The sequence below is a fragment of the Bacteroidia bacterium genome, assembly GCA_027493955.1.
GTDB lineage: Bacteria > Bacteroidota > Ignavibacteria > SZUA-365 > SZUA-365 > JAOSJT01.
On sequence record JAOSJT010000001.1, the window covers coordinates 3,637,132 to 3,657,365 of the forward strand.

The following is a 20,234-nucleotide window of genomic DNA, read 5'->3' on the forward strand; positions in this document are numbered from 1 at the left end:
TGGCCATACGGACGCGGAGTGACGCAGCCGCGGGATTTCCAGGCTTTCCTGACACAGTTGCGGGAGCGATGGTATTTGAGTATTTTTTCACAATCCATGCCAGACAGCGCGTAACGACAACATCGTTATCCCGCTGAAATAATAGGATAATAAGGCCCTCATCACTGAAGCACCTGGAACCCTCCGCATTGGTCTATCCCTCCGCGCGAGGGGCCTGCAGAAGAGCGACCGCACCTTTCGCGGCACTGTATCCATAGACGCGTCATGGATTCTTCACGCCGCATTTCCATCCATCACCACAGGATAAGGTACTCTTATGAGCATCAAGCAGGAAGATGTGCGCACCATCCTCGAGTCGGAGCGGTTCAGGGCGCTGGTGCGGAAGCGCGTCTCGGTTTCGCTGACGCTGACGATCATCATGCTGGTCGTATATTTCGGCTTCATTCTGACCATCGCGTTCAACAAGGAGTTTCTGGCGAACAAAATCGGCGAGCATGTGACGATCGGATTACCCATCGGAATCGGCGTCATCGTATTCGCCTGGCTGCTGACCGGTGTGTACACACGCTGGGCGAACAACAGCTACGACAGAAGCGTCCGCGAACTGCGGAAGCAGATTTCCGATATGTAACCGTCACGACAGTCAGAAACCAACAAAAGGAAGAGCGATTTGGAAACGTTTCAGACCACTCTCGGGCAGGCGAACATCGCCTCCATCATCATTTTCTTCTGTTTCGTGGCGATCACACTGGGGATCACCTATTGGGCCGCGAAGCGCACAAAAACCACATCCGAATTCTATGCGGCGGACAGAAGCATATCGGGTTTTCAGAACGGCCTGGCACTGTCCGGTGATTATATGAGCGCGGCCTCTTTTCTCGGCATCGCCGGCATGGTGGCGCTGAAGGGCTATGACGGACTCATATATTCCATCGGTTTTCTGGTCGGTTGGCCGCTGGTCATGTTTCTGATAGCCGAACCGCTGCGCAACCTCGGGAAGTTCACTTTTGCCGATGTCGTTGCGTTCAGACTGCGGCAGAAACCCGTACGGGTGGCTTCGTCCATCGGCTCGCTGATGACCATCATCTTTTATCTTATTGCGCAGATGGTCGGTGCGGGTGCGCTGATACAGATTCTGTTCGGATTACCGTACGAATCGGCTGTCGTCATCGTCGGGCTCGTGATGGTGATGTACGTCCTGTTCGGAGGCATGCTCGCGACGACCTGGGTACAGATCATCAAAGCGGTACTGCTTCTGGGAGGCGCGACCTTCCTCGTCATCATCACCCTGGCTCATTTCAATTTCAATCCGATCGAACTTTTCAATCAGGCATCGTTGAAGTATGGCGACGCGGTACTTGCACCCGGCGGATTCGTCACCAATCCATGGGATGCTATCTCCCTCGGTATCGCACTTATTCTGGGTACGGCAGGTTTACCGCATATTCTCATGCGTTTCTTCACCGTTCCGGATGCCAAGCAGGCGCGGAAGTCGGTGTTCGTCGCCACCGGTTTCATCGGTTACTTCTATATTCTCACCTTCGTGATCGGCTTCGGCGCCATGGTACTCGTCGGACACGACATCATCACCGGTGTTGACAAGGGTGGAAACATGGCCGCTCTGCTGCTGTCGGAATCGGTGGGTGGACAGCTGTTCCTCGGATTCATCGCGGCAGTGGCGTTCGCGACGATTCTCGCCGTTGTGGCGGGCCTGACGCTTTCCGGTGCTTCGACATTGTCGCACGATTTGTACGTCAGTGTATTCAAGAGCGGCAAGACGGACGAAGCGGGAGAGGTGCGCGTAGCGAAGATCGCAACGCTGTGCATCGGTGCTCTCGCCATTTTGCTCGGTCTGGTATTCAAAGGACAGAACGTTGCCTTCACAGTCGGTCTGGCCTTCGCCATCGCTGCCAGCGCCAACTTCCCCTCACTGGTAATGTCCATCCTCTGGAAAAAATACACAACGCAAGGTGCTGTGTGGAGTATTCTCACGGGTGCCGGCCTGGCGGTCATACTGATCTTTTTCAGTCCGACTGTGTGGGTGGATATTCTCCACTACGAAGAGGCGGTATTCCCACTAAAAAATCCCGCGTTGTTTTCCATGACCGCATCGTTTCTCGTCGGAATTGTCGTCTCACTTCTGACGAAGGAAAAGGAAGCGCAGGACAAATTCGAGGATGAGAAACTGCGCACGTATCTCGGCATCGGCGCAGAATAATTGCGCGCAGCAGCACAGTGTTTCCGACGCAACGGACCGGCGGCACAGGCCGTCGGTCCGTACGTGGAAGATCTTCAACAACGCACAAGGAGCAGTACATGAGACGGACGCTTTGTCTTGCACTCCTGACTCTCGCATTCGCAATACCGGAATTGCATGCGCAGCAGGAGACGAAAACCTTTGGCATTGAGTTTTCCGGTTTCGCAAAAACCGACCTTATATTCGACTCACGTCAGACCGTGAATCTCCGGGAAGGGCACTTTTTACTCTACCCGGCTCCAGAATTGAAAAGCCGCGACAACCGCGACATAAATGAAAGTCCGAGCTTCAACATGCTCTCGATACAGACACGCCTTCACGGAAAAATCACCGGGCCCGACGCTCTCGGAGCCAGGACATCGGGCGCGGTAGAGGGTGAATTTTTTGGTCACAGTGAAGGCGACATAAACGGATTTCGGCTGCGTCACGCCTTCGTAGAACTGGACTGGGAGAGCAGCTCGCTGCTGCTTGGTCAAACCTGGCACCCGATGTTCATAGCGGAAATGTTTCCCGGCGTTGTGTCCTTCAACACCGGCGCACCCTTCCAGCCCTTTTCGCGCAATCCGCAGGTGCGTTTTACTCAATCATTCGGCGGACTGAAACTGATGGTTGCGGCGGCATCACAGCGTGATTTCCAGAGCTACGGACCCGACGGGACGGGGAAAGCGGTGCTTTCCTCTGCCTATCTGCGAAACTCCGTGCTTCCGGATATGCATGTACAGGCGCAATTTAAAAGCGGGGAACATCTGTTCGGCGCCGGAGCGGATTATAAAATTCTGACACCCCGGCTTATCACCTCCACCAGCGACAAAGCGGACGAAAGCATCGGCACCATGGCGGCAATTGCGTACGCAAAAATTGATCTGGCGCCGGTGACAGTGAAACTCGAAGGGGTATACGGAGAAAATCTTGCAGATCTGTTGATGCTCGGCGGGTATGCCGTCAAATCAGAAGACGCCTCGACCGGAGCTATGGAGTACACCGGCATCGGCTGCTATTCCGTGTGGGGCGAACTGTCGTACGGCAAGGAAGTGGAGGTCGCGGTATTCGCGGGGTATTCGCAAAATCTTGGAGCGAAAGACAATATCACGGGAACCTACTACTCCCGCGGTATTACCATCGACCATCTCTACCGCATTGCGCCGCGCGTGCAGTACACGACGGGAAAGGTGCGCTTCGCAGCCGAAGTGGAATACACCGGTGCCGCATACGGCATAGCGGAGGATAGCAATAAGGGAATAGTCAAAGATCCCGTTTCCGTTGCCAATACGCGCGTACTCGGAGCTGTGTTCTACTTCTTTTGATAATCGGGCATCTTGTAACGCATTTTCGGAAAGACAGCATGTAGCCCCACTCGGGGCTACAGCTCGTTTTTCACCCACCAATGCCAGACAGCCAGCCATGCAGGCCGGATGCCCTTGCCGGTGCAGAGCAGCATGTTACTGCTGTCGACCAGGCGACCGTCGGGAAAGACCTTTCCGAGCAGGCGGTTGCGCGCATCGTACACTCGTCCATCTCTGTCGACGCGACCGAGCAGCATGTTGCGGAGCGACCATACCTTCCCTTCCCGGTCAATACGGAGTAATGTCTCATTCCGGCCGGTGATCAATCTGTCGGTCTCGGTGAAGCGTCCCAGCAACACATTCATCGGTGATAGAATACGCCCATCGGAGTGGATGGAAACGATATGTACGTTCTTTGCGTCGGTCACGCGTTGGGCGCTGACAAAAAAGGGGAGGCATAAAAGAAATACGAACCCGGTCGTGCAGCGAAATCGCATTGGTCGTGTCCAGAGTAGTGTAGAAGCATTGTACGAATCGTGCCGATAGACTGCAAGAGGATTGGCAAACGCTGATTGAACGTGTGCGAGGTGCTCGTTCCGATTCGGGCAGAGAGGAGTCGAATCCGTGAGTGATAGAGGATCTCGTCAACTAGTGCCGGGGGCATCGACGTTTTGTGGAGCTTATTCGAGGCGAAAATGCATCTTCTCAACTCGTCGGAGCTATCGCCCGAGTAAAGGTTGCCCGATACACAAATAGCCCATCTCCGAAAAAGAGACGGGCCATTCAGCGATGAACACTATTGCACGGCTACTCATTCGGTAGATACGGGATGCCCCAGATCGTGCTTGCGTACAACTGTGTATCGTCGTCATGAACAGAAGCATTCGAGAGAGCGCTCACGACCAGATGTCCGTACTTCTTTTTAGCCTTGATTTTCGAATACCATGTACGTTCATATACACGTGTGAACAGCCCGGCAACGTCAGACTCCGACACGAGCGTGAACATCTGCTTGCGCAATCCGCTCTCTGCAACGAGGTGATGCAGCGCGACGTCTTCCGGATCGGGACTATTGCTGATGAGGGTGACGCGGACGGTGATGGGTTTATCCTTCAGTTTTGGCATTTTCACCTTCCACGGATGCTTCGAAGCCATAAAATATTCATCCGGATTCGTGACCGTGAAGGTGTCCTTCGCAGTGATGAGCTCAACGGACTGGAATACGGAAGATGGTGGAACGGTACCGCCGTTGATAACGGAGACAGCCGCGAGTTTCCATTTGAATAAATCTCTGTCGTCATCCCGTTTGCGACCGTCATCGTCCCACACACGCACGAAGCGGAGGTTGCGATACAACGTTTCCGTGAATGGCTTACGCAGGGTGACTATTCCCGAAGGGGTTACGGCTTTCACCACAAAGTCACCGGTAATGATGATTTGTGTGTGGACGAGAGCAATGCTATCGCCCTGCATCGTCGCGGGACCGATGATGGAGCGGCTCACATTCCTGATCGAGCGACCGAATTTGATTGGTGTGATTGGGCCGAGCGCCGCGATTTCCTTCCTGAATGTGGAACCCAGGAGGTTGAAATCGGCGCTTTCGTTGAGAGCTTCGATGTCGCTTGTAAACAGATCGCGGGTTTCCTCGTCATTCCCCGACACGACGCGCTGGAAATATTGCTCATCGGCTGAGGACGGCTCGAGCGGAGAATCATTCGAACACCCGGGAGCGAAGGTCGATACAAGCAGTAGTGAAAAGACTGCGGCGAGAGCATGTATGTTTTTCATAGTCATCTCCTGGCTGTGAAGCGTTGCTGGGATGTTTCTCTCACATGAAGATCAGATCGGAAATCCTCTGCACCGATCATCGCGAGGGGTGCAGGGGCCGGTCCGGCAAAGTCAAATTGTACCGTTGCGGTTCTTGTATTGTTCCTGCCACGGCGCATCCAAAAGTGGAATAATCATACGAACTACAGTGGAGTCATACCTTCAGGCCACGGGATATTTGGCTTGAGCGTCCGATCTTCGAACAGTATTGACATTTGCTTCGATAATTTCTATTATCCACACACAATTCCCGGTTGAAGAGAAGCACATTATGGCGTCCACAAGACGCAATGAATCACGGGCACGCGAACGGTATTTTTTTGCCCGTCGCGGGACGACGCTATTTCAAACACCAGGAAGTGAAAGACATATAGAATATGCGAACGGAATCACACCGCCCCTGGAAAAACTGGGGAGAAACGCAATCATCGGTACCCGAATTGAGCTTCTGGCCTGAAAGCCGGGAGGATATTTCCGAGATTATCAGGATCGCGGAGGGCAGTGGCAAGACGGTCCGCGCCGTCGGATCGGCGCACTCGTGGTCTGACGTTGCGAGAACAGACGACTATCTGGTTTTTCCGGATAAGCTCACGCGCATTCTGGACATTGATCACTATCTCCTGAACGATCCGACGACCATTCCGAAGCGTTTTCTGGTACATGTCGAGTCCGGCATCACCATTCGCGCACTCAACGCGGCTCTGCATTCTCGTGGTCTCGCGTTGATGAATCTGGGCGGCTACGATGGACAAACGATTTGCGGCGTCACTTCCACCTCCACGCATGGTTCCGGCATTGCCTATCCGCCGCTCAGCGATTTCATCAAGTCCATGGAAATCGTATCCTGCCGCGGCAAGGTATGGCGCATCGAACCCTCGCAGACCTCGGGCATGGCGCTCACGAACCCTGCCGCCTATGCCTCGTCACATCCCGATCGCGAAACACATGAATTGGTGCAGAACGACGATTGGTTCTACGCAGCAATTGTCGGCGTGGGATGCCTCGGTATCATCTACTCGGTGGTTCTTGAAGTCCGCGAGGCCTTTTTGCTGAAGGAGACCCGTACGGTCAGCACGTGGCAGGCGGTGAAGCAACAATTGCGTGACGGAAAGATCTACGCCATGCCGGAACACTACGAATTGCTGTTCAATCCCTACAAGGTGGACGGCAGCAATCGTTGTCTGGTCACGACCCGTGTGGAGACGGACAGACCCGGTAACAGAGAGCGGAGCATTTACATCAAGTACAAAGCGGTGCTCGATGTCTCGGCCTGGTGGGTCAAGCTGCTTTCCATCTTCTGGCCTTCAAAAATCAAGAACACCCTGAACAGCGCCATCGATGCGCTCAGAGATGATGAATACACCGAGCAAAGCTTCAAAGTCTTTCACATCGGGGATGCAAACGAGATTCGGGTGTTTTCCGCCGAGTACGCGATTCCGGTCGAAAACGATACCTGGATAGCGGCTATAGACCGCCTGATGGAGGTGGCCGAGCGTATCGGGCGCGAGAAGAAGCGGTATCTCACCGTGCCTGTGGCCGTGCGCTTCGTTAAGGCCACCCGCGCATTGCTGTCTCCGATGTATGGGCGCGACACCTGCATGCTGGAGGTGATCGGGTTGCGCGGCGTCAAGGACACGCCGCTGATTCTTGAGCAGATCGAATGGGCTCTGCAGGCGCACGCGGTGCGTCCGCACTGGGGGCAGGTGAATCACATCACACCGGAGCAACTGAACGAGATGTATCCGGACAGCATCGGCCGGTGGCGTGATGTCCATAATCAGCTGAACATGTTCCGGACATTCACGAACGATTTCTCGCGTCGTGTGGGCCTTTGAATCTTCCGAGGCGAAACAACGGGAAAGCCCTGGAATCGTTGTTCGCATATTCGGGAATGCAGCACAGAAAGGATGATGCCTGATGAGCGATTATACACCGAAGTTCTTCGACAGAGAGGATTTCGCAGGTCTGGTCGCGATTATCGAGACGATGATAGACACGGGAGGTGAAGCCGCGGTACATCCCGTCAACGCGGCGAAGCAGGTGGATACCTACCTGTCGCGCGTCGAATCCCCCGCTCTCGAGCAAATCCGTCTCGCCATCGATGCCATTGACTCGTGGTACATGCCGCTCTTTCTCGCCTTTCGCTTCGGGCGCTTCAGCAAATTGCCGTTGCATGAACGGCGGAAAGTGGTGGAGCGCATCATTACCCCGAAGGGCTTGTTCAAAGTCATCGCCATCGTGCGTGCGGGCGCACGAGACGCCGCGCGCACGCTGAAGCTGCTTGCGAGTATCGGGTACTACAATGGCGAGGAAGGAACGCGCATGGCGGGCTATGTGCCGGCGGAAGAGCGTCCGCGCTTCATTCGGCTCGATCAGGCGCCGCTTGCTCATGCGGATCCTTTTCCGAAAGGAGGTGTGTGATGCGGGCGGAGTACGACGTCGTCATCATCGGATCCGGCGCCGCCGGCAGCGTGATGGCGTATCAGACCATCAGGAACAATCCTGGAATACGCGTAGCGGTGCTGGAAAAAGGCAAGCGTGTGCAGCCGCAATCCTTTACCCACGACACATTGGACATGATGGCGCGGGTGTACAAAAACGGCGGCTTGCAGACCACGAAGGACAACGATGTGGTGTTCGCGCAAGGACAGGCGGTAGGCGGATCCACCGTCATCAACAACGCGATCTGGCTGCGCGCGGATCTCGACGCGGTGCTTCCGGAGTGGGAAAAGCACAAGGCCTTCGTAGACAAGCAGGCACTGCTGTCAGCGTATGCGGAGATCGAGCGGGCGCTGCATGTTGTTCCCATCGATCCGCTGATGGCGAACGCGGGTTCGGAGTTTTTTCTCAAGGGCTGCCGCGCCCTGGGTATTCAGGCCGAATATCTCAAGCACAACCGCAAAGACTGCATCGGCTGCGGTTGGTGCAATTTCGGCTGCCGTTACAACCGCAAAACCTCCATGCTGGTTACCTATCTGCCCTGGGCCGAGCAACGCGGTGTGGACATCATAGACGGAGCACGGGATGTGCGTATTCTGCATCAGGCCGGTGAGGCGAAAACGGTGGAGTTTTCCGGAGTGGGCGACAGTTTTTCACCCAACGCGACATCCACCATCAAAGCCGGCAAAGTGATAGTGTGCGCCGGTGCCATCGGCTCGAGCGAGGTATTACTCCGCAGCAACATCAATCCCAACGGTCGAACAGGTCTGCATTTTCACGCGCTGGGCGGCGTGCTGGTCTCCGCCGAGGCACCGATGCAGCTGGATGGCTTCGACAATATCGGACTCACTTGCATGGCGCATGCAAGCCCGGATTATCTCGTCGAATCTTATTTCACACCGCCGGCGGTTTTTTCTCTCAGCATCAGCGGCTGGTTCAACGAGCATTATCGCAAAATGAAGCGCTACAATCATTACGCGCAGGCCGGCGTCATGGTGGCCACGGATCCGACGGGACGCATCAGCATCAACAAAAAGGGTCATGTGGAAATCGATCTGGTTTTTTCGCAGCGGGATGTCGCGGGACTGAAGGAAGGCATCAAAACCCTCGCGCGCATCTATTTCGCGGCGGGTGCGCTGCGCGTCATACCCGCAACCTACGAGGGTATTGATTTCCTTAGCGTCAATGATCTTACGGCTCTGGATGCGCGGATCAAGGCGCCGGACGATTTGCTGCTGGGTTCGGCGCATCCGCAGGGCGGGAATGTCATGAGCGACGATCCGCGGCAGGGCGTGGTGGACTGCGGTTTCAAGGTGCATGGCTACAGCAACGTATACGTCGTGGATGCGAGCGTCTTCCCCACGAATATCAAGGCGAATTGCCAGGCCACGGTGATGGCCATGGCGCATTATGCTTCGAAGGTGATTGTCGGATAAGCAGTCCTGCGCGCGGATAACGCTACGGACGAATGACACGCAAGGAGAACACGCGAAATGAATATTATTCTTCACCCCCGGGCAGCGCCCGCCGACAGGATACGCGTATGGATCGGTGCATTTCAGGCCACCACGGAAGCACAGCTCACCTGGTTTTTGGACAGCGTCCCGGTGACGCCCACCGTGCTCCGTCCCCTCAGCAGCGTCCGACACAACACTATGCTGCCGCCCGGCGTGAATCCATCCGGTGTGCGGCGCGTATTCAGCGGAGTCTATGAATTCAACGGACTGCAGCCGGATACGCTGTACACCATCGCCGTGCATGCAGGCGGCAGCGGCGCGAGCATCAATGTGCGCACGCTGCCGGACCGCGTGCCCGCGTTGCTCGACGGTACGTTCAACGTGCTGCTTGTCTCTTGTTTTCATCGGGACGAAGATCCGGCGGGCTTGGCGGGAAGCATCGTTTCGCAGCTTCCGGTGACAGTGAAACCGCATCTTTCAATCCTCATGGGTGATCAGGTGTATCTCGATCTGCCGACACTGCGGAATTTTCCGGACGACGAGGTCTGGCTCGCCCAGAAATTCGAAAGCGATTACGCGGCGAACTGGCAGGGGAGTCCTGGCTATGCGCAGATACTCGCCACGGCGCCCAGCGTATCGGTGCCGGACGACCACGAGTACTGGAACAACTATCCGCATCCCAGTCCCATGATCGGGAATTCCCTCACCGCTAACGGACGGAATCGCTGGAGGCGCGCGGCGCTGGCGATGTATGAAGGATTTCAGCTTCCCTATCCTGCGGAACTCCGGCAGCCGTTCACTCTGAATGTTGCACCGCTGTCGTTTTTTATTCCCGATATGCGATCGCTCCGTGGAGAGGGGCGGGAGAGCACCATGCATCCCGACGCACTGCAGCGTATGTCGGATTGGGTGGACGAGGTAATTGCGCGGCGCGATTATCCGGTGTTCGTATCCGGACAATCCCTGTATAGCGAAGCGGTTGGAGGTTTCGCGGGAGCCGTGGCAGATTACGAATTGCCCAACTACGCGGACTATGCGCCGGTGATGCGGCAACTTGCTCGACTGGCCGACGCGGGACTCCCGGCCTTCTGTCTGACCGGGGATGTACACTGGGGCCGCGTGACGCAGACGAGAGACGTCCGTACAAACCGCACCGCCGTGTTTGAAATCATCTCCTCGCCAACGTCGCTTGTGACGACCGTGGGTTTCGATCAGGTGTCGGCGGTGGGCGCGTGGTTCAGCCGGCTTTTCGGAAAACCCAAAGCCTGGCCGCGGCACTCGGACGCCGCGAAGCCGCCGGATTTCCTGGCCTCCGATGTGCTCGCAGAGCGTTTCCGCTGCGACATGCTGCACGGACAGCGCGGCAATCACGTAGCGTTACTGCAATTCGCCCGCAATGGCACCTCCATGAATTTCCGCGTAACCTACGTTCCGATCAGCAGGGACAGCACTCTCGGGAAGCCGGTCGTTGTCGGACCATTTCAACTCAGACAGAATTAACAGCAGGAGAAAACGATGATCAATATTCTGAGCTCCAATGCGTCAGCGCCCAGCAAGGGATTGCTGAAAACTCCCAGAGTGCAGGACGAGGATAATATTTCCTGGCTCGGTAGAGTGATGTCGGAGGATGACAGAAGCACTATTGTGCTGGTCGGCGGAAAAAGTCCGGCAGCGTTCCGCCTCCGTGTCGCACAGTCCCATGTGCGTCATGATCTGTATCCCAGTTCGTGGTCCCATGCCATGCTTCTCGGCAAGCGGGCAAAAAAGCTGGCCTCCTCCGAGGTGTACGAGATCAGTCTCGAAGCTCCGGGCGGCATGGGATTTCCCCCACCCACAAACGCCGTACAGAAAGGCAAGCTCTCCGCGTACGCCGATGCCGCGCAGTATCCGAACATCGCCGTATTGCATGTCCCGGTGGAAACGAAAGAGGTCCTGTCCGCGCTTGGGCGTTTTCAAATGCAGCGCGCCGTCCTGGACGCTATGGACCTGCTGGTGCGCTGGCTGGCGTTTTCCTGGGGAGTGGCGGGCACGGGAAATCCGTTGCTTGAGAATCACGGCATCCCTTCCGCGGCGATGCTGGATGTGGTGTTCGGCGCGGCGGGATTCGATCTCACGCCCGGACTCGAAAGCCGCGCGAGCTGTCCCGAAGCCATCTGGCAGGCCGCGAAATGGTGGCACGAGTATTACGAAAAGCAGGGACTTACCTCGCTGTCGGGGGCGTATGTGGTTGGGCATGAACTGTTGAAATAAACGGAATTCGAATGGCGTCCTGTTTTTGAAAGACCGCTTCTGTTGTCGGTGCAAGAGTGTCGTTTGATGGTCATCTGGAGAGTCATAGATTCATTGAGTGGAAGAGCGCGTGAATGCAGGACAGAATGGACAGCACACACCCCAAAATTGAGAACATTTTCGAGGCAAAAGCCGCTCGTTGGCGCACCCTGGCCCGTCTTCCGATTGAGGAGAAGGTGAAAATCCTCATCCAACTCCAGAAGATGGCGCTCCGTTGCTCCGTGCGCGCGGCAGGGATGTCCGTATACGGGAATTGGATGAGTCAGAAAAGGATTGGCATCGGGGTCAGGTCCGGACAGCAGCTCCGCGGGTAATGACGCCTGGCCGATACCCCAGTAGAACATGCTTGTTCATTTTTCGGTAGTGCCGGACTTGTCATGCGATGTACCTTGTCACGTAGGCATTGTACAGCACGTGAAAGCTCATGCAGGCAGGATCGATCATGAATACTCTGACTTTTGAAGAAATGTACGACGCCATCGGTACGCGGGACTCCATGTACGAAGGCGTGTTCATCACCGCCGTGAAGACCACCGGTATTTTTTGTCGTCCCTCTTGCCGCGCGCGCAAACCGAAACCGGAAAATGTCGAGTTCTTCCCCACAGCGCAGGAGGCCCTCCGCAGCGGCTACCGGCCCTGCATGCTGTGCAAACCCATGGAAAGGCGGGACGAAACACCGGACTTCATACGCGGTATCATAAACCTTGTGAGGAATAACCCGTTCGATAGGATTAAGGATGCCGATATCCGGGAAAGGGGACTCGAACCCAGTCAGTTGCGGCGCTGGTTCCTGAAGCATCACAATATGACCTTTCATGCCTACCAACGCATGCTGCGCATCAACACCGCCTATCAGCGCATCAGCGAGGGAGGGACGGTGACGGAGGCGGCATTCGACAGCGGGTATGATTCGCTCAGCGGGTTCGGGGAGCGCTATCGCGACATTTTCGGGGCGGCGCCAACGCGGACGAAAAACACGGCGGTCATTTCCATCGTGCGGTTGACGACGCCCATTGGTCCGATGTTCGCGGGTGCGAGCGCCGACGGACTATGCCTACTCGAATTCACGGACCGACGCATGCTCGAGAGGGAATTTCTGGATCTGCGTCGGTATAAAAACGCCGTGATTCTGCCGGGGACGAACCGGCATCTCGAACAGACGGAGAGAGAATTGCGCGAGTATTTCGCGGGCGAACGGAAGGATTTCACCGTCACCATAGACGCACCGGGGACGCCATTCCAAGAAGCGGTGTGGCGCGTTCTCACGCGCATTCCCTACGGGGAGACGCGCTCCTACGCGCAGCAGGCCGAGGCCCTCGGCAATACCAAGGCCGTGCGCGCCGTGGCCTACGCAAACGGTATGAACCGCATCAGCATCATCATACCCTGCCACCGCGTCATCGGAGCGGACGGAAGCCTCACCGGCTACGGCGGCGGCCTGCATCGGAAGCGCTGGTTGCTGGATTTCGAGAAGAAGCATAGTTGAAACTACTGCTCGCAGACGGTGAACGGATAGACTACCGGGAGGGGTACATCCATGCAAGTACAGATTCGTGATCATTTGATCTCAAGGGATTTTTTCTTCATATTCCACGCGGCGTAATCCAGCAAACAGGCGTCACAGCCAACTCCTCAAACGTGGTCGATATACCGGGCCCATTGTTTCAGGTGTGTGTTCCGCTGTTCATCGCAATGCGTTGTGATGCTATCAAAGAACAGAGCTCTGCCGCGTCCCCTATCTTACACAGGAGGTTAGTATGAAGTCACGTAGTGTATTCGATGGAATCATTTTCGTAGCGCTGTGCGCAGCATTGCTGTACACGGTAAGTCCCGACGCTACCGCCCAAACGGAGAAACGCTTCACCATGCGGGGTACGACGGAATTGGGCGGGAGCATCTCCTTTCAGAGTATCTCCACTGTCACCAACGGCAACACGGGCGACGCGGTGAATTATCTCACCGTCGCACCCTTTGTCGGTTTCTTCCTTGCCGACGGCTTCGAGCTGGGATTCAATCCCTTCGGTATATCGTACGCAAGCAGCGGCGGAAGCTCGGCAATGCAGCTGTCCATTTTTATTGCCCCCGCGTACAATTTCACCACGCAGGGTTCCACGTATCCTTTTATCGAGGGACTGATCGGGTATACCTCCACCGCAAACGGCAGCACACGCAGCGGTCTCAGCTTCGGCGGAAGAGCGGGTATGAAGCAGGAGGTGGCGGAACATGCGCTGCTGAATATCGCAATTCAGTATCTGCAGATTACAACGAATCCGGCAGGGGCGAGCAATCGCTACGGATCCAATCAACTGGCGCTGGTGCTGGGATTCTCCATCTGGGTGTGAGGTTCTCCGTTGCGACGTAACGGTTGCGAGCGGGGGAGAATCGCACTCAGAACAGAAGAATTCCTTGTCGGACGCACACCTCCGGCGAGCATGCTCTCTGGAGGCATGGTGTACGACCGATGGAGAAATTACCGGTCCCAAATCCGCTGCAATGTGGCATGGATTCCATGTGAATAAACGTGCTGATTTGCGAAGCGCTGGTGCCTTTCGAATATAGTCCAGCCTGGGACGGGAGACGTAGGTACCATCGAATCGTCTGCCGCACACCCGGAGGCGAGGAGAGCGTGCGCCACGACGTTCCGTAACCGGGTCAGCCATTTCTCTCTGAGGCGGTGTGTAACAATCAGGTCCGATCCGGGAGCCGCGCCACCGTCCGTGGTTCGGACCACGCAATGTTTCAGGAAATGCCCGGAGTGATGCAGATACACGCAAACTGCTCTGCAAGTGTGTGCTTTCAGAGGGATGTTGCTCTACTCTACCACAACATCCGGGTATGAGAAGAAAACATCATGCAGCAATCGGATAATGAAAGTCAGCTACCGTACCGCCGGGATGCATTGATGAACAAGTAGATCGGGAGTCATCGGAGCAACGTGTGCCGCTTCTCATTACGCATCACTGAGCGGAAGGGAATAGTCATCAGACGCCATTTAACCGATTCGTGACATTTGCATGACAGAAAGACATGCCCGCTCCGCGTTCTTTGTAGTGAACAGTTTCACAACAGAAAAGCGCGGTGCGGTATGGCGACAACAGCAGCAGCAGCAAGGAGAAGGGATCCACGATTTTCACGACAGGAAGGATTGGTCCCGGATGCCCTGTTGGACGTCCTGCCCAGTGTGTCCGTCTTCATTCCTGGAATGGGGGCGATAGGAAGCGCAACATTGCTGGCCCTGGCACGCACGGGTATCGGACGCTTCGTGATCGTCGATCCCGATACCATCAGTATTGAAAATGTCGCGGGGCAGGTCTTCGCAACGACAGACACCGTGGGCCGTCACAAAACGGAAGTCGCCGCCGAAATCATACACGCGATCAATCCCGGAGCTATCGTCGAAGTCCAGAATATGACCAACAGTATCCATACACTCAAGGACATTATGGATACGGTTGACGTCGTCGTTCTCGGTATGGATTCGCTCGTCGGCGGCATCGCGTGCTATCGTGCAGCGCGACTGGCCCGAAAGCCCGTTGTGGACTTTCTCTATTTTCCCACTCCGAATGTCATTTCGACGCTGCCGACGGAGGAGACTCCCGAAGAGCGTTTCGAGTATCCCACTCGCGACTGCTCGATTGAGCAATGTGTGGATTATCATCTGGCCGTCGAATCACTGCTGCGTGTGCTTGCGTACGGATTCGCGGTGAATCCCGGGATTCTAGAAAACACTTCCCTGGTGGATAATCCGATGCTGGGCCGCTTTTTACGACTGGAAGGACCCATCCCCAGCTTTGCGCCGCTGACCATGGAAGTAGGGGCTCTTATGGCGCGGGAGACTCTTGCAATGATCGCCCTGGAGCATGGATTGGAATGGCCACGTCTCGGAAGACCGGGATTCTACGTCGATACATATAGTGGATGTTGCAAACGCGCATCAACTGCGAGACTGAATGAGTTACCGGGCGCAACGATGATAATGGACCGGTTGAGGGAGGTGCGTGATGTCGCGTAGTTCTTGCCCGAACACCCAGCAGGAAGTACAGGTCAGGATCGCGGCCGATGCCGAGTCACGTGCCTGCGTACATCGCCTGCGTGAGGAGGTATTTATCAACGAGTTGGGATATGAAATCGTCGGATCATTTCATGAAGCAGGAGTGACCGCCCAGGCACATTCGAGGGGCGCCTTACTTCTTGCCGAGGTAGAAAACGTGCCGGTGGGGAGCATGGCAATTGATTGGTGGATCGGTTGCGATTCAACTTCTGATGAAATCAAACAGTATGGGTTAGGGAGATTTCTCGGAGTTTTCACTGAAGAGGCGATCGTGACCGTACGGAAATGGCTTGTCCGCGACGCATTTCGATCCCTGAAGGTATGCAAAGCACTGCTTCGTGCGGCGGTGCAGTTTGTGGAGGACAAACCATCCGTCCAGTTTGTTTGCATTGATTGCGTTGGAGAACTAGTGGATCATTACCGCACGCTTGGATTCCGTCAATACGCCGCAGCGTTCCGTTATGGTGCCGGTGGCGCTCTCTGCGTTCCGATGTGTCTCGTGTTGGATGATCATCATTGGCTCAACGCAATCAGATCACCGTTGTTACCGCTGTTGAAAGCGATCGGTCGCTTTGACAATCCCGTGGCCCGGGCATGCTTCGATCAAATCGTCCATGAGTGGCAGCACGAGGAAGCCACCGGGAAATGCAATACCGTCGGAGTGGCGTGCGCGAAAAGCTCGCGTGCTGCCTGATACACACGTGAGGTTTTCAAATGGCGAAGCTGGTATACCCCCACGTCCGGGTGCGCTCCGAAGGCGCGTTGCTGCGTTTCACCCATAAAAAAATCGAGCTTGGATATTCGCGCACACAGCGTCGCACCTGCCATAGAATTTCACACAGGATTTTTCAGGGAATTCTCTCAGCCCTGTCGACCACAGAGAACGGAGAGGACCATTCGCACCGGAGAATGCACCCACGGAAATTGGTATTGTCTCTCTCTGTCCATACTACTACCTTTGATTTCGGGATATTGCTGTCCCCATCCCGAGTGCCTGAATTTCCACATACGACGATACACACAGGGCCGATGCTCCGGATCTTTGCTCATTTATACGATATTCTCATGTTATAATCTCCTGTACGAAAAGGCGGCAGTCACATCAGAGGAGTCTGTCATGAAGCGACGACATTGGATTTTGCCGATACTGGTTTTCCTGCTTCACAGCGGAGTCACGCTGGAAGCGCAGCAGGAAAAGGTCGTGGTGCTCAGTCCGCGGGTGGGTATGGAAATAGACCGCGATGAACGTGATCGCTTCGCGGTGTTCCAAACGGTCCGGGATTTTTACCATGTCGAGGTCCGTCACCAGGGCGACAGCAGCTTCATACTGCTGTTCCGGCTCGGAGACGACGTCCGCGGTTATCGCGACTCCTCACGGCTGATCTCGTATCGCGCCGTCGTCAATCTCGCCGAAAAAATTCAGTACTACGATGAAATCATCGCCGGCTGGTATCGCATGGGGAGCGGCGACGTTACGCTCTCGTATGCGGACGGAAGCCCCGTTATAATGGAAGATCAGGGTGTTATCGAGGACTTGCCCCCTGTGCATGTGGATGTTCAAATGAGTAAGAAGGAAACCGCGGCACCGCAACCGTCGTCCGCCGGTATCCGAAGCGACCGGCTTCCCCTCGCGAAGGACAAACGTGATTTGCGCAGACCGATGTTCGGGACGTATACATTCTGCCTTTCGGCGGATTTCATGGGCATGAATATTGACGAGTTGAAAAATCTGCCGGGCGATAAAGGCGGCTCGGCATTCGGACTGTCACTGAAACTCGGAATCGCACTGCAGGATGATCCCTCGCTGCGCCTGTTGGGAGGGTGGACCTTTTTCCTTGATCATGAAATTACCAACTACTCCCTCGCTGCCCTGTGGCAGCCAGTGAGCTTCGGTGATCAGGGTCCGCTCGTGGGCGTGGGCGCGGGAAGGATTAATTTCGATTTCAGCGGCAACGGACTGCATATCATTGGTGATTACACCTATCCCTTGCTCATGCTCGGGTGGAGCATCTACCGACAGCATCTTGAAGTGCTTATGACACTTCCGTTTGGAGAGGTGAGCACGACATTCGAAAATAAGCGGTACGCCATCGCACCGGCCGGCCCCTCGGTAAGTATTATGTTTTCATTGTAAACGGGAGGATGCCATGCACACAACGACGCACGTTACAACGAATCGCGTAGCCGGAGTCGCGATTATTGCCGGAAGATGCTTACTGCTCGCCTGCCTGCTGTTCCTTATGGGGTGCGCGGTGTCACACGACACGACCAAACGAAGTGAACTTTATGAGATGCGGGGCGTGGGGCCCCTGCGGGCGCTGACCATAGATTCCCGCTTGTACACCTTCGAGAAATTTTCCTTCGACGATTCCACTCTTCACGGGAGCGGGACGTTGCGACGCGACGGAGTCACCCGTCCGTTCGATGGAAGTGTCCGTTTTGACAGTATCGCATTTCTCGAACGTGAGGAGAGCAGTTTTCTTCAGGGTGCCTGGGTGGTGCCGATGGCTGTGTTCGTAGCAGGGGGCTTGCTCACGCTCTCGAGTCCCCCCATTTTCTCGATTCATTACGCGAAGAGCAGTTCCTGCCCCTTTGTGTACTCCTGGGATGGCGTGGACTATACTCTCGATACCGAGGTCTTCGGCACCTCGGTCTCGAAAGCTATGGAGGCGCGAACGTACAGCATACTGCCTTCATTGGTGACGGATGGAGGCGTCGCCCGCATACGGGTGAGCAACGAGCGTCCGGAGACCCACATGATAAACGACGTCAAACTCTACGCCGCCGATATGGAGCGGTATCACGGTTGCGCTTTGGACACGGAAAACCGTCTGTGGCCGCTGCCCGCCGCCTTGGCGCCTGTCGCCGCGCGGGATCACTCCGGGAGAGATGTTCTCGCGGATGTGGCCCGGCCGGACAAGCACTACTGGGTGTCCGATCTTGCCGGGGGTACCGTGGACAAGGGATTTAGGGATATGCTGGAGATGGAGTTCGCCATCGCTCCGGAAGCGCGGGAGGCCACGTTGGTTGTTGATGCGATAAACACCGAGCTGATATTCCAGGTGTATCGCTCGATAGGCGGCATACTCGGCGACGCCACGCTGGATTTTTATCAGGCGCTGGAGACGGACGAGGACTTGCAGCGCTGCGTAAACGACTGGCTCACCGATTGCGGCCTGGCGGTTGAAGTGTTTGACGGAAGCTCGTGGACACACATCGACCGCATTCTGCCCGAAGCGAACGTTGCTCCCTTCCGACGGGCGTTACGCGTGGCGCTGCCCGAAGGCACCGATGGCATGCTGCGTGTACGGCTTTCCACGCTCACCGACGTGTGGCGCATCGACGCAGTGACGCTCGATGCATCGCCCGTGGAGACGCTGCAGATGCATGAGTTGCCCATGACAGCGGCAGACGGCTCCCGGGGCAATGACATGCGGCAGCTCCTGGCCGATGCCGACTCGCGCTACGCGGTGCTGCTCCCGCCGGAACATGTGGATATTGCGTTTGACGCCTCGCAGACAGCAAGCATGCGTGCGCCGGTGTACATTGTTTCCGCGCAGGGCTATCTGTACGAGTGGTTTCCGACACAGGAAGACGGACGCGCGGATGGTCTGACCGCTTCGCTGCACGGGAGGGAACGCATTGCGCTGCTGAAGTCGGTACTCGAGCACAAAGAGGCTTTTCTTCCGCCGATATATCGGGAGTTGACGAAAACAAGAAATAGAGAATGAATGCGGATGCATGGAGCGGACGTCGCGATTCCCGACACGTGAGAGAACTGATGCACGAGCCTGTGCCGCTTGCTTCCTGCCTTCCATCGGGCCAATTAGCACGTTAGCTTCCCGGATCTCGCGATACAACCACAGCGGGCAACGTCGCCGGTACAACAGAGGAGATCACGTATGAAAAAGTCAGCGCTTTTATTCTTTTCCCTGATCTTGGCATTCGCCATAGCCGGATGCGGAGAGACGGACGGCTCATTGTATCCGACGCAACAGGTGCTGCCTCAAGACGGCAGCGGGAATTTCGTTCTGTATGTCAGCAATCAGAGTTTCGATATCCCCACCGTTGATATCCAGGTTACCATCGATGGCAAGACGGCGGTTTCGGCGACCTTTGAGGTAAAGAACCAGCACAACTGGATCAAACATACTTTTCTGCTCGCGCCCGGGAAGCATGTCCTGAAGGCCTCCTCCGTGACAGGCGAGGCTACGGTTGAGAGTGAATTCGAAGTGAACGAGCGGTTATGGGGGGTATTGAACTACTGGTACTACGCGAGGCTTGGCGGAAACAAGTTCCTCGAGTTCCGCACGCAGGACACGCCTATGCTGTTTATATAGGATTCGTGGGAAACCGAATATAATCGCACAGCACAGCTTCCTGCTCTTCGTGACCAGTTTGTCGGCCATATCGTTTTCTCAATGAGCCCAGACCGGTATGCAGGAAGAGCATCATCGAAAAGACCCCGAAGCTCATGAGCAGGAGTCCCGGCGTATGCGTGACCAGTGCTGAACGCCTGGCTGAATGGGGTGCGATAGGAGGATTCCGAGCTTATGGACCTTGCGGACTTGAAACGAGGATTCCCGTATCCCATGGAATCTTCAGACAAACCCTCGGGAGTGATTCCTGCC

Annotated in this window: 17 protein-coding genes; 15 read left to right on the forward strand and 2 right to left on the reverse strand. The window is 55.8% G+C overall.

Features of this window, described 5'->3' with window-relative positions; translation table 11 throughout:
* Window positions 1–316: 316 nt before the first annotated feature.
* The 3 genes from M5R41_13895 (at window position 317) to M5R41_13905 (ending at window position 3,561) form a co-directional block, all read left to right on the forward strand.
* The gene (locus M5R41_13895) at window positions 317–631 is read left to right on the forward strand and encodes a DUF485 domain-containing protein (GenBank protein MCZ7557487.1); all 315 of its coding nucleotides are present in this window, start codon (window positions 317–319) and stop codon (window positions 629–631) included.
* 39 nt (window positions 632–670) lie between these two features.
* Window positions 671–2,218 carry a sodium/solute symporter gene (locus M5R41_13900; GenBank protein MCZ7557488.1) on the forward strand — a complete coding sequence of 516 codons (1,548 nt, stop codon included), beginning with the start codon at window positions 671–673 and terminating at the stop codon, window positions 2,216–2,218.
* Between the two features lie 98 nt (window positions 2,219–2,316).
* Window positions 2,317–3,561, forward strand: a complete 1,245-nt coding sequence (locus tag M5R41_13905; GenBank protein MCZ7557489.1) for a hypothetical protein — start codon at window positions 2,317–2,319, stop codon at window positions 3,559–3,561.
* A 56-nt stretch (window positions 3,562–3,617) separates the two neighbouring features.
* Here the strand turns inward: M5R41_13905 and M5R41_13910 are convergent, their stop codons facing one another.
* Both M5R41_13910 and M5R41_13915 read right to left on the reverse strand, forming a co-directional pair.
* A complete protein-coding gene (locus M5R41_13910) occupies window positions 3,618–4,037 on the reverse strand; it encodes a hypothetical protein (GenBank protein ID MCZ7557490.1) in 420 nt (139 codons plus the stop codon).
* A gap of 310 nt (window positions 4,038–4,347) precedes the next feature.
* On the reverse strand, window positions 4,348–5,328 hold the full coding sequence (locus M5R41_13915) for a hypothetical protein (protein MCZ7557491.1): 981 nt from the start codon (window positions 5,326–5,328) through the stop codon (window positions 4,348–4,350).
* 416 nt (window positions 5,329–5,744) lie between these two features.
* Between M5R41_13915 and M5R41_13920 the strand changes: the two genes are divergently transcribed.
* From M5R41_13920 to M5R41_13975, 12 genes are all read left to right on the forward strand, one after another.
* Complete coding sequence (locus tag M5R41_13920; protein ID MCZ7557492.1) at window positions 5,745–7,202, forward strand: FAD-binding protein; 1,458 nt, start codon at window positions 5,745–5,747, stop codon at window positions 7,200–7,202.
* 82 nt (window positions 7,203–7,284) lie between these two features.
* Complete coding sequence (locus tag M5R41_13925) at window positions 7,285–7,788, forward strand: hypothetical protein (protein ID MCZ7557493.1); 504 nt, start codon at window positions 7,285–7,287, stop codon at window positions 7,786–7,788.
* Entirely contained in the window at window positions 7,788–9,242 is a 1,455-nt protein-coding gene (locus tag M5R41_13930; protein ID MCZ7557494.1) for a GMC family oxidoreductase, read from the forward strand. The genes M5R41_13925 and M5R41_13930 overlap by 1 nt, the downstream gene beginning before the upstream one ends.
* 57 nt (window positions 9,243–9,299) lie before the next feature.
* Window positions 9,300–10,763 (forward strand): hypothetical protein, encoded by a 1,464-nt coding sequence (locus M5R41_13935; GenBank protein ID MCZ7557495.1) that lies wholly within the window; start codon window positions 9,300–9,302, stop codon window positions 10,761–10,763.
* A gap of 15 nt (window positions 10,764–10,778) precedes the next feature.
* Window positions 10,779–11,513 carry a hypothetical protein gene (locus M5R41_13940; protein MCZ7557496.1) on the forward strand — a complete coding sequence of 245 codons (735 nt, stop codon included), beginning with the start codon at window positions 10,779–10,781 and terminating at the stop codon, window positions 11,511–11,513.
* 481 nt (window positions 11,514–11,994) lie between these two features.
* Window positions 11,995–13,038 (forward strand): methylated-DNA--[protein]-cysteine S-methyltransferase, encoded by a 1,044-nt coding sequence (locus tag M5R41_13945; protein MCZ7557497.1) that lies wholly within the window; start codon window positions 11,995–11,997, stop codon window positions 13,036–13,038.
* Between the two features lie 271 nt (window positions 13,039–13,309).
* Entirely contained in the window at window positions 13,310–13,894 is a 585-nt protein-coding gene (locus M5R41_13950; GenBank protein ID MCZ7557498.1) for a hypothetical protein, read from the forward strand.
* A 743-nt stretch (window positions 13,895–14,637) separates the two neighbouring features.
* The gene (locus M5R41_13955; GenBank protein MCZ7557499.1) at window positions 14,638–15,564 is read left to right on the forward strand and encodes a ThiF family adenylyltransferase; all 927 of its coding nucleotides are present in this window, start codon (window positions 14,638–14,640) and stop codon (window positions 15,562–15,564) included.
* Window positions 15,554–16,297: a hypothetical protein gene (locus tag M5R41_13960; protein ID MCZ7557500.1), complete on the forward strand. Its 744-nt coding sequence runs from the start codon at window positions 15,554–15,556 to the stop codon at window positions 16,295–16,297. The genes M5R41_13955 and M5R41_13960 overlap by 11 nt, the downstream gene beginning before the upstream one ends.
* Window positions 16,298–16,720: 423 nt before the next feature.
* Window positions 16,721–17,737 (forward strand): hypothetical protein, encoded by a 1,017-nt coding sequence (locus M5R41_13965; protein MCZ7557501.1) that lies wholly within the window; start codon window positions 16,721–16,723, stop codon window positions 17,735–17,737.
* A 13-nt stretch (window positions 17,738–17,750) separates the two neighbouring features.
* Window positions 17,751–19,334, forward strand: coding sequence for a hypothetical protein (locus tag M5R41_13970; protein MCZ7557502.1), 1,584 nt, complete (start codon window positions 17,751–17,753; stop codon window positions 19,332–19,334).
* A gap of 171 nt (window positions 19,335–19,505) precedes the next feature.
* Window positions 19,506–19,943: a hypothetical protein gene (locus M5R41_13975; protein MCZ7557503.1), complete on the forward strand. Its 438-nt coding sequence runs from the start codon at window positions 19,506–19,508 to the stop codon at window positions 19,941–19,943.
* The last annotated feature ends 291 nt before the right edge of the window (window positions 19,944–20,234 follow it).

Coding starts and splice junctions, on each gene's coding strand:
- M5R41_13970 (MCZ7557502.1), top strand. CDS start 17,751: ATGCACACAACGACGCACGTTACAACGAATCGCGTAGCCGGAGTCGCG.
- M5R41_13960 (MCZ7557500.1), top strand. CDS start 15,554: ATGTCGCGTAGTTCTTGCCCGAACACCCAGCAGGAAGTACAGGTCAGG.
- M5R41_13940 (MCZ7557496.1), top strand. CDS start 10,779: ATGATCAATATTCTGAGCTCCAATGCGTCAGCGCCCAGCAAGGGATTG.
- M5R41_13905 (MCZ7557489.1), top strand. CDS start 2,317: ATGAGACGGACGCTTTGTCTTGCACTCCTGACTCTCGCATTCGCAATA.
- M5R41_13910 (MCZ7557490.1), bottom strand. CDS start 4,037: ATGCGATTTCGCTGCACGACCGGGTTCGTATTTCTTTTATGCCTCCCC.
- M5R41_13955 (MCZ7557499.1), top strand. CDS start 14,638: ATGGCGACAACAGCAGCAGCAGCAAGGAGAAGGGATCCACGATTTTCA.
- M5R41_13915 (MCZ7557491.1), bottom strand. CDS start 5,328: ATGAAAAACATACATGCTCTCGCCGCAGTCTTTTCACTACTGCTTGTA.
- M5R41_13935 (MCZ7557495.1), top strand. CDS start 9,300: ATGAATATTATTCTTCACCCCCGGGCAGCGCCCGCCGACAGGATACGC.
- M5R41_13925 (MCZ7557493.1), top strand. CDS start 7,285: ATGAGCGATTATACACCGAAGTTCTTCGACAGAGAGGATTTCGCAGGT.
- M5R41_13895 (MCZ7557487.1), top strand. CDS start 317: ATGAGCATCAAGCAGGAAGATGTGCGCACCATCCTCGAGTCGGAGCGG.
- M5R41_13975 (MCZ7557503.1), top strand. CDS start 19,506: ATGAAAAAGTCAGCGCTTTTATTCTTTTCCCTGATCTTGGCATTCGCC.
- M5R41_13930 (MCZ7557494.1), top strand. CDS start 7,788: ATGCGGGCGGAGTACGACGTCGTCATCATCGGATCCGGCGCCGCCGGC.
- M5R41_13965 (MCZ7557501.1), top strand. CDS start 16,721: ATGAAGCGACGACATTGGATTTTGCCGATACTGGTTTTCCTGCTTCAC.
- M5R41_13945 (MCZ7557497.1), top strand. CDS start 11,995: ATGAATACTCTGACTTTTGAAGAAATGTACGACGCCATCGGTACGCGG.
- M5R41_13950 (MCZ7557498.1), top strand. CDS start 13,310: ATGAAGTCACGTAGTGTATTCGATGGAATCATTTTCGTAGCGCTGTGC.
- M5R41_13920 (MCZ7557492.1), top strand. CDS start 5,745: ATGCGAACGGAATCACACCGCCCCTGGAAAAACTGGGGAGAAACGCAA.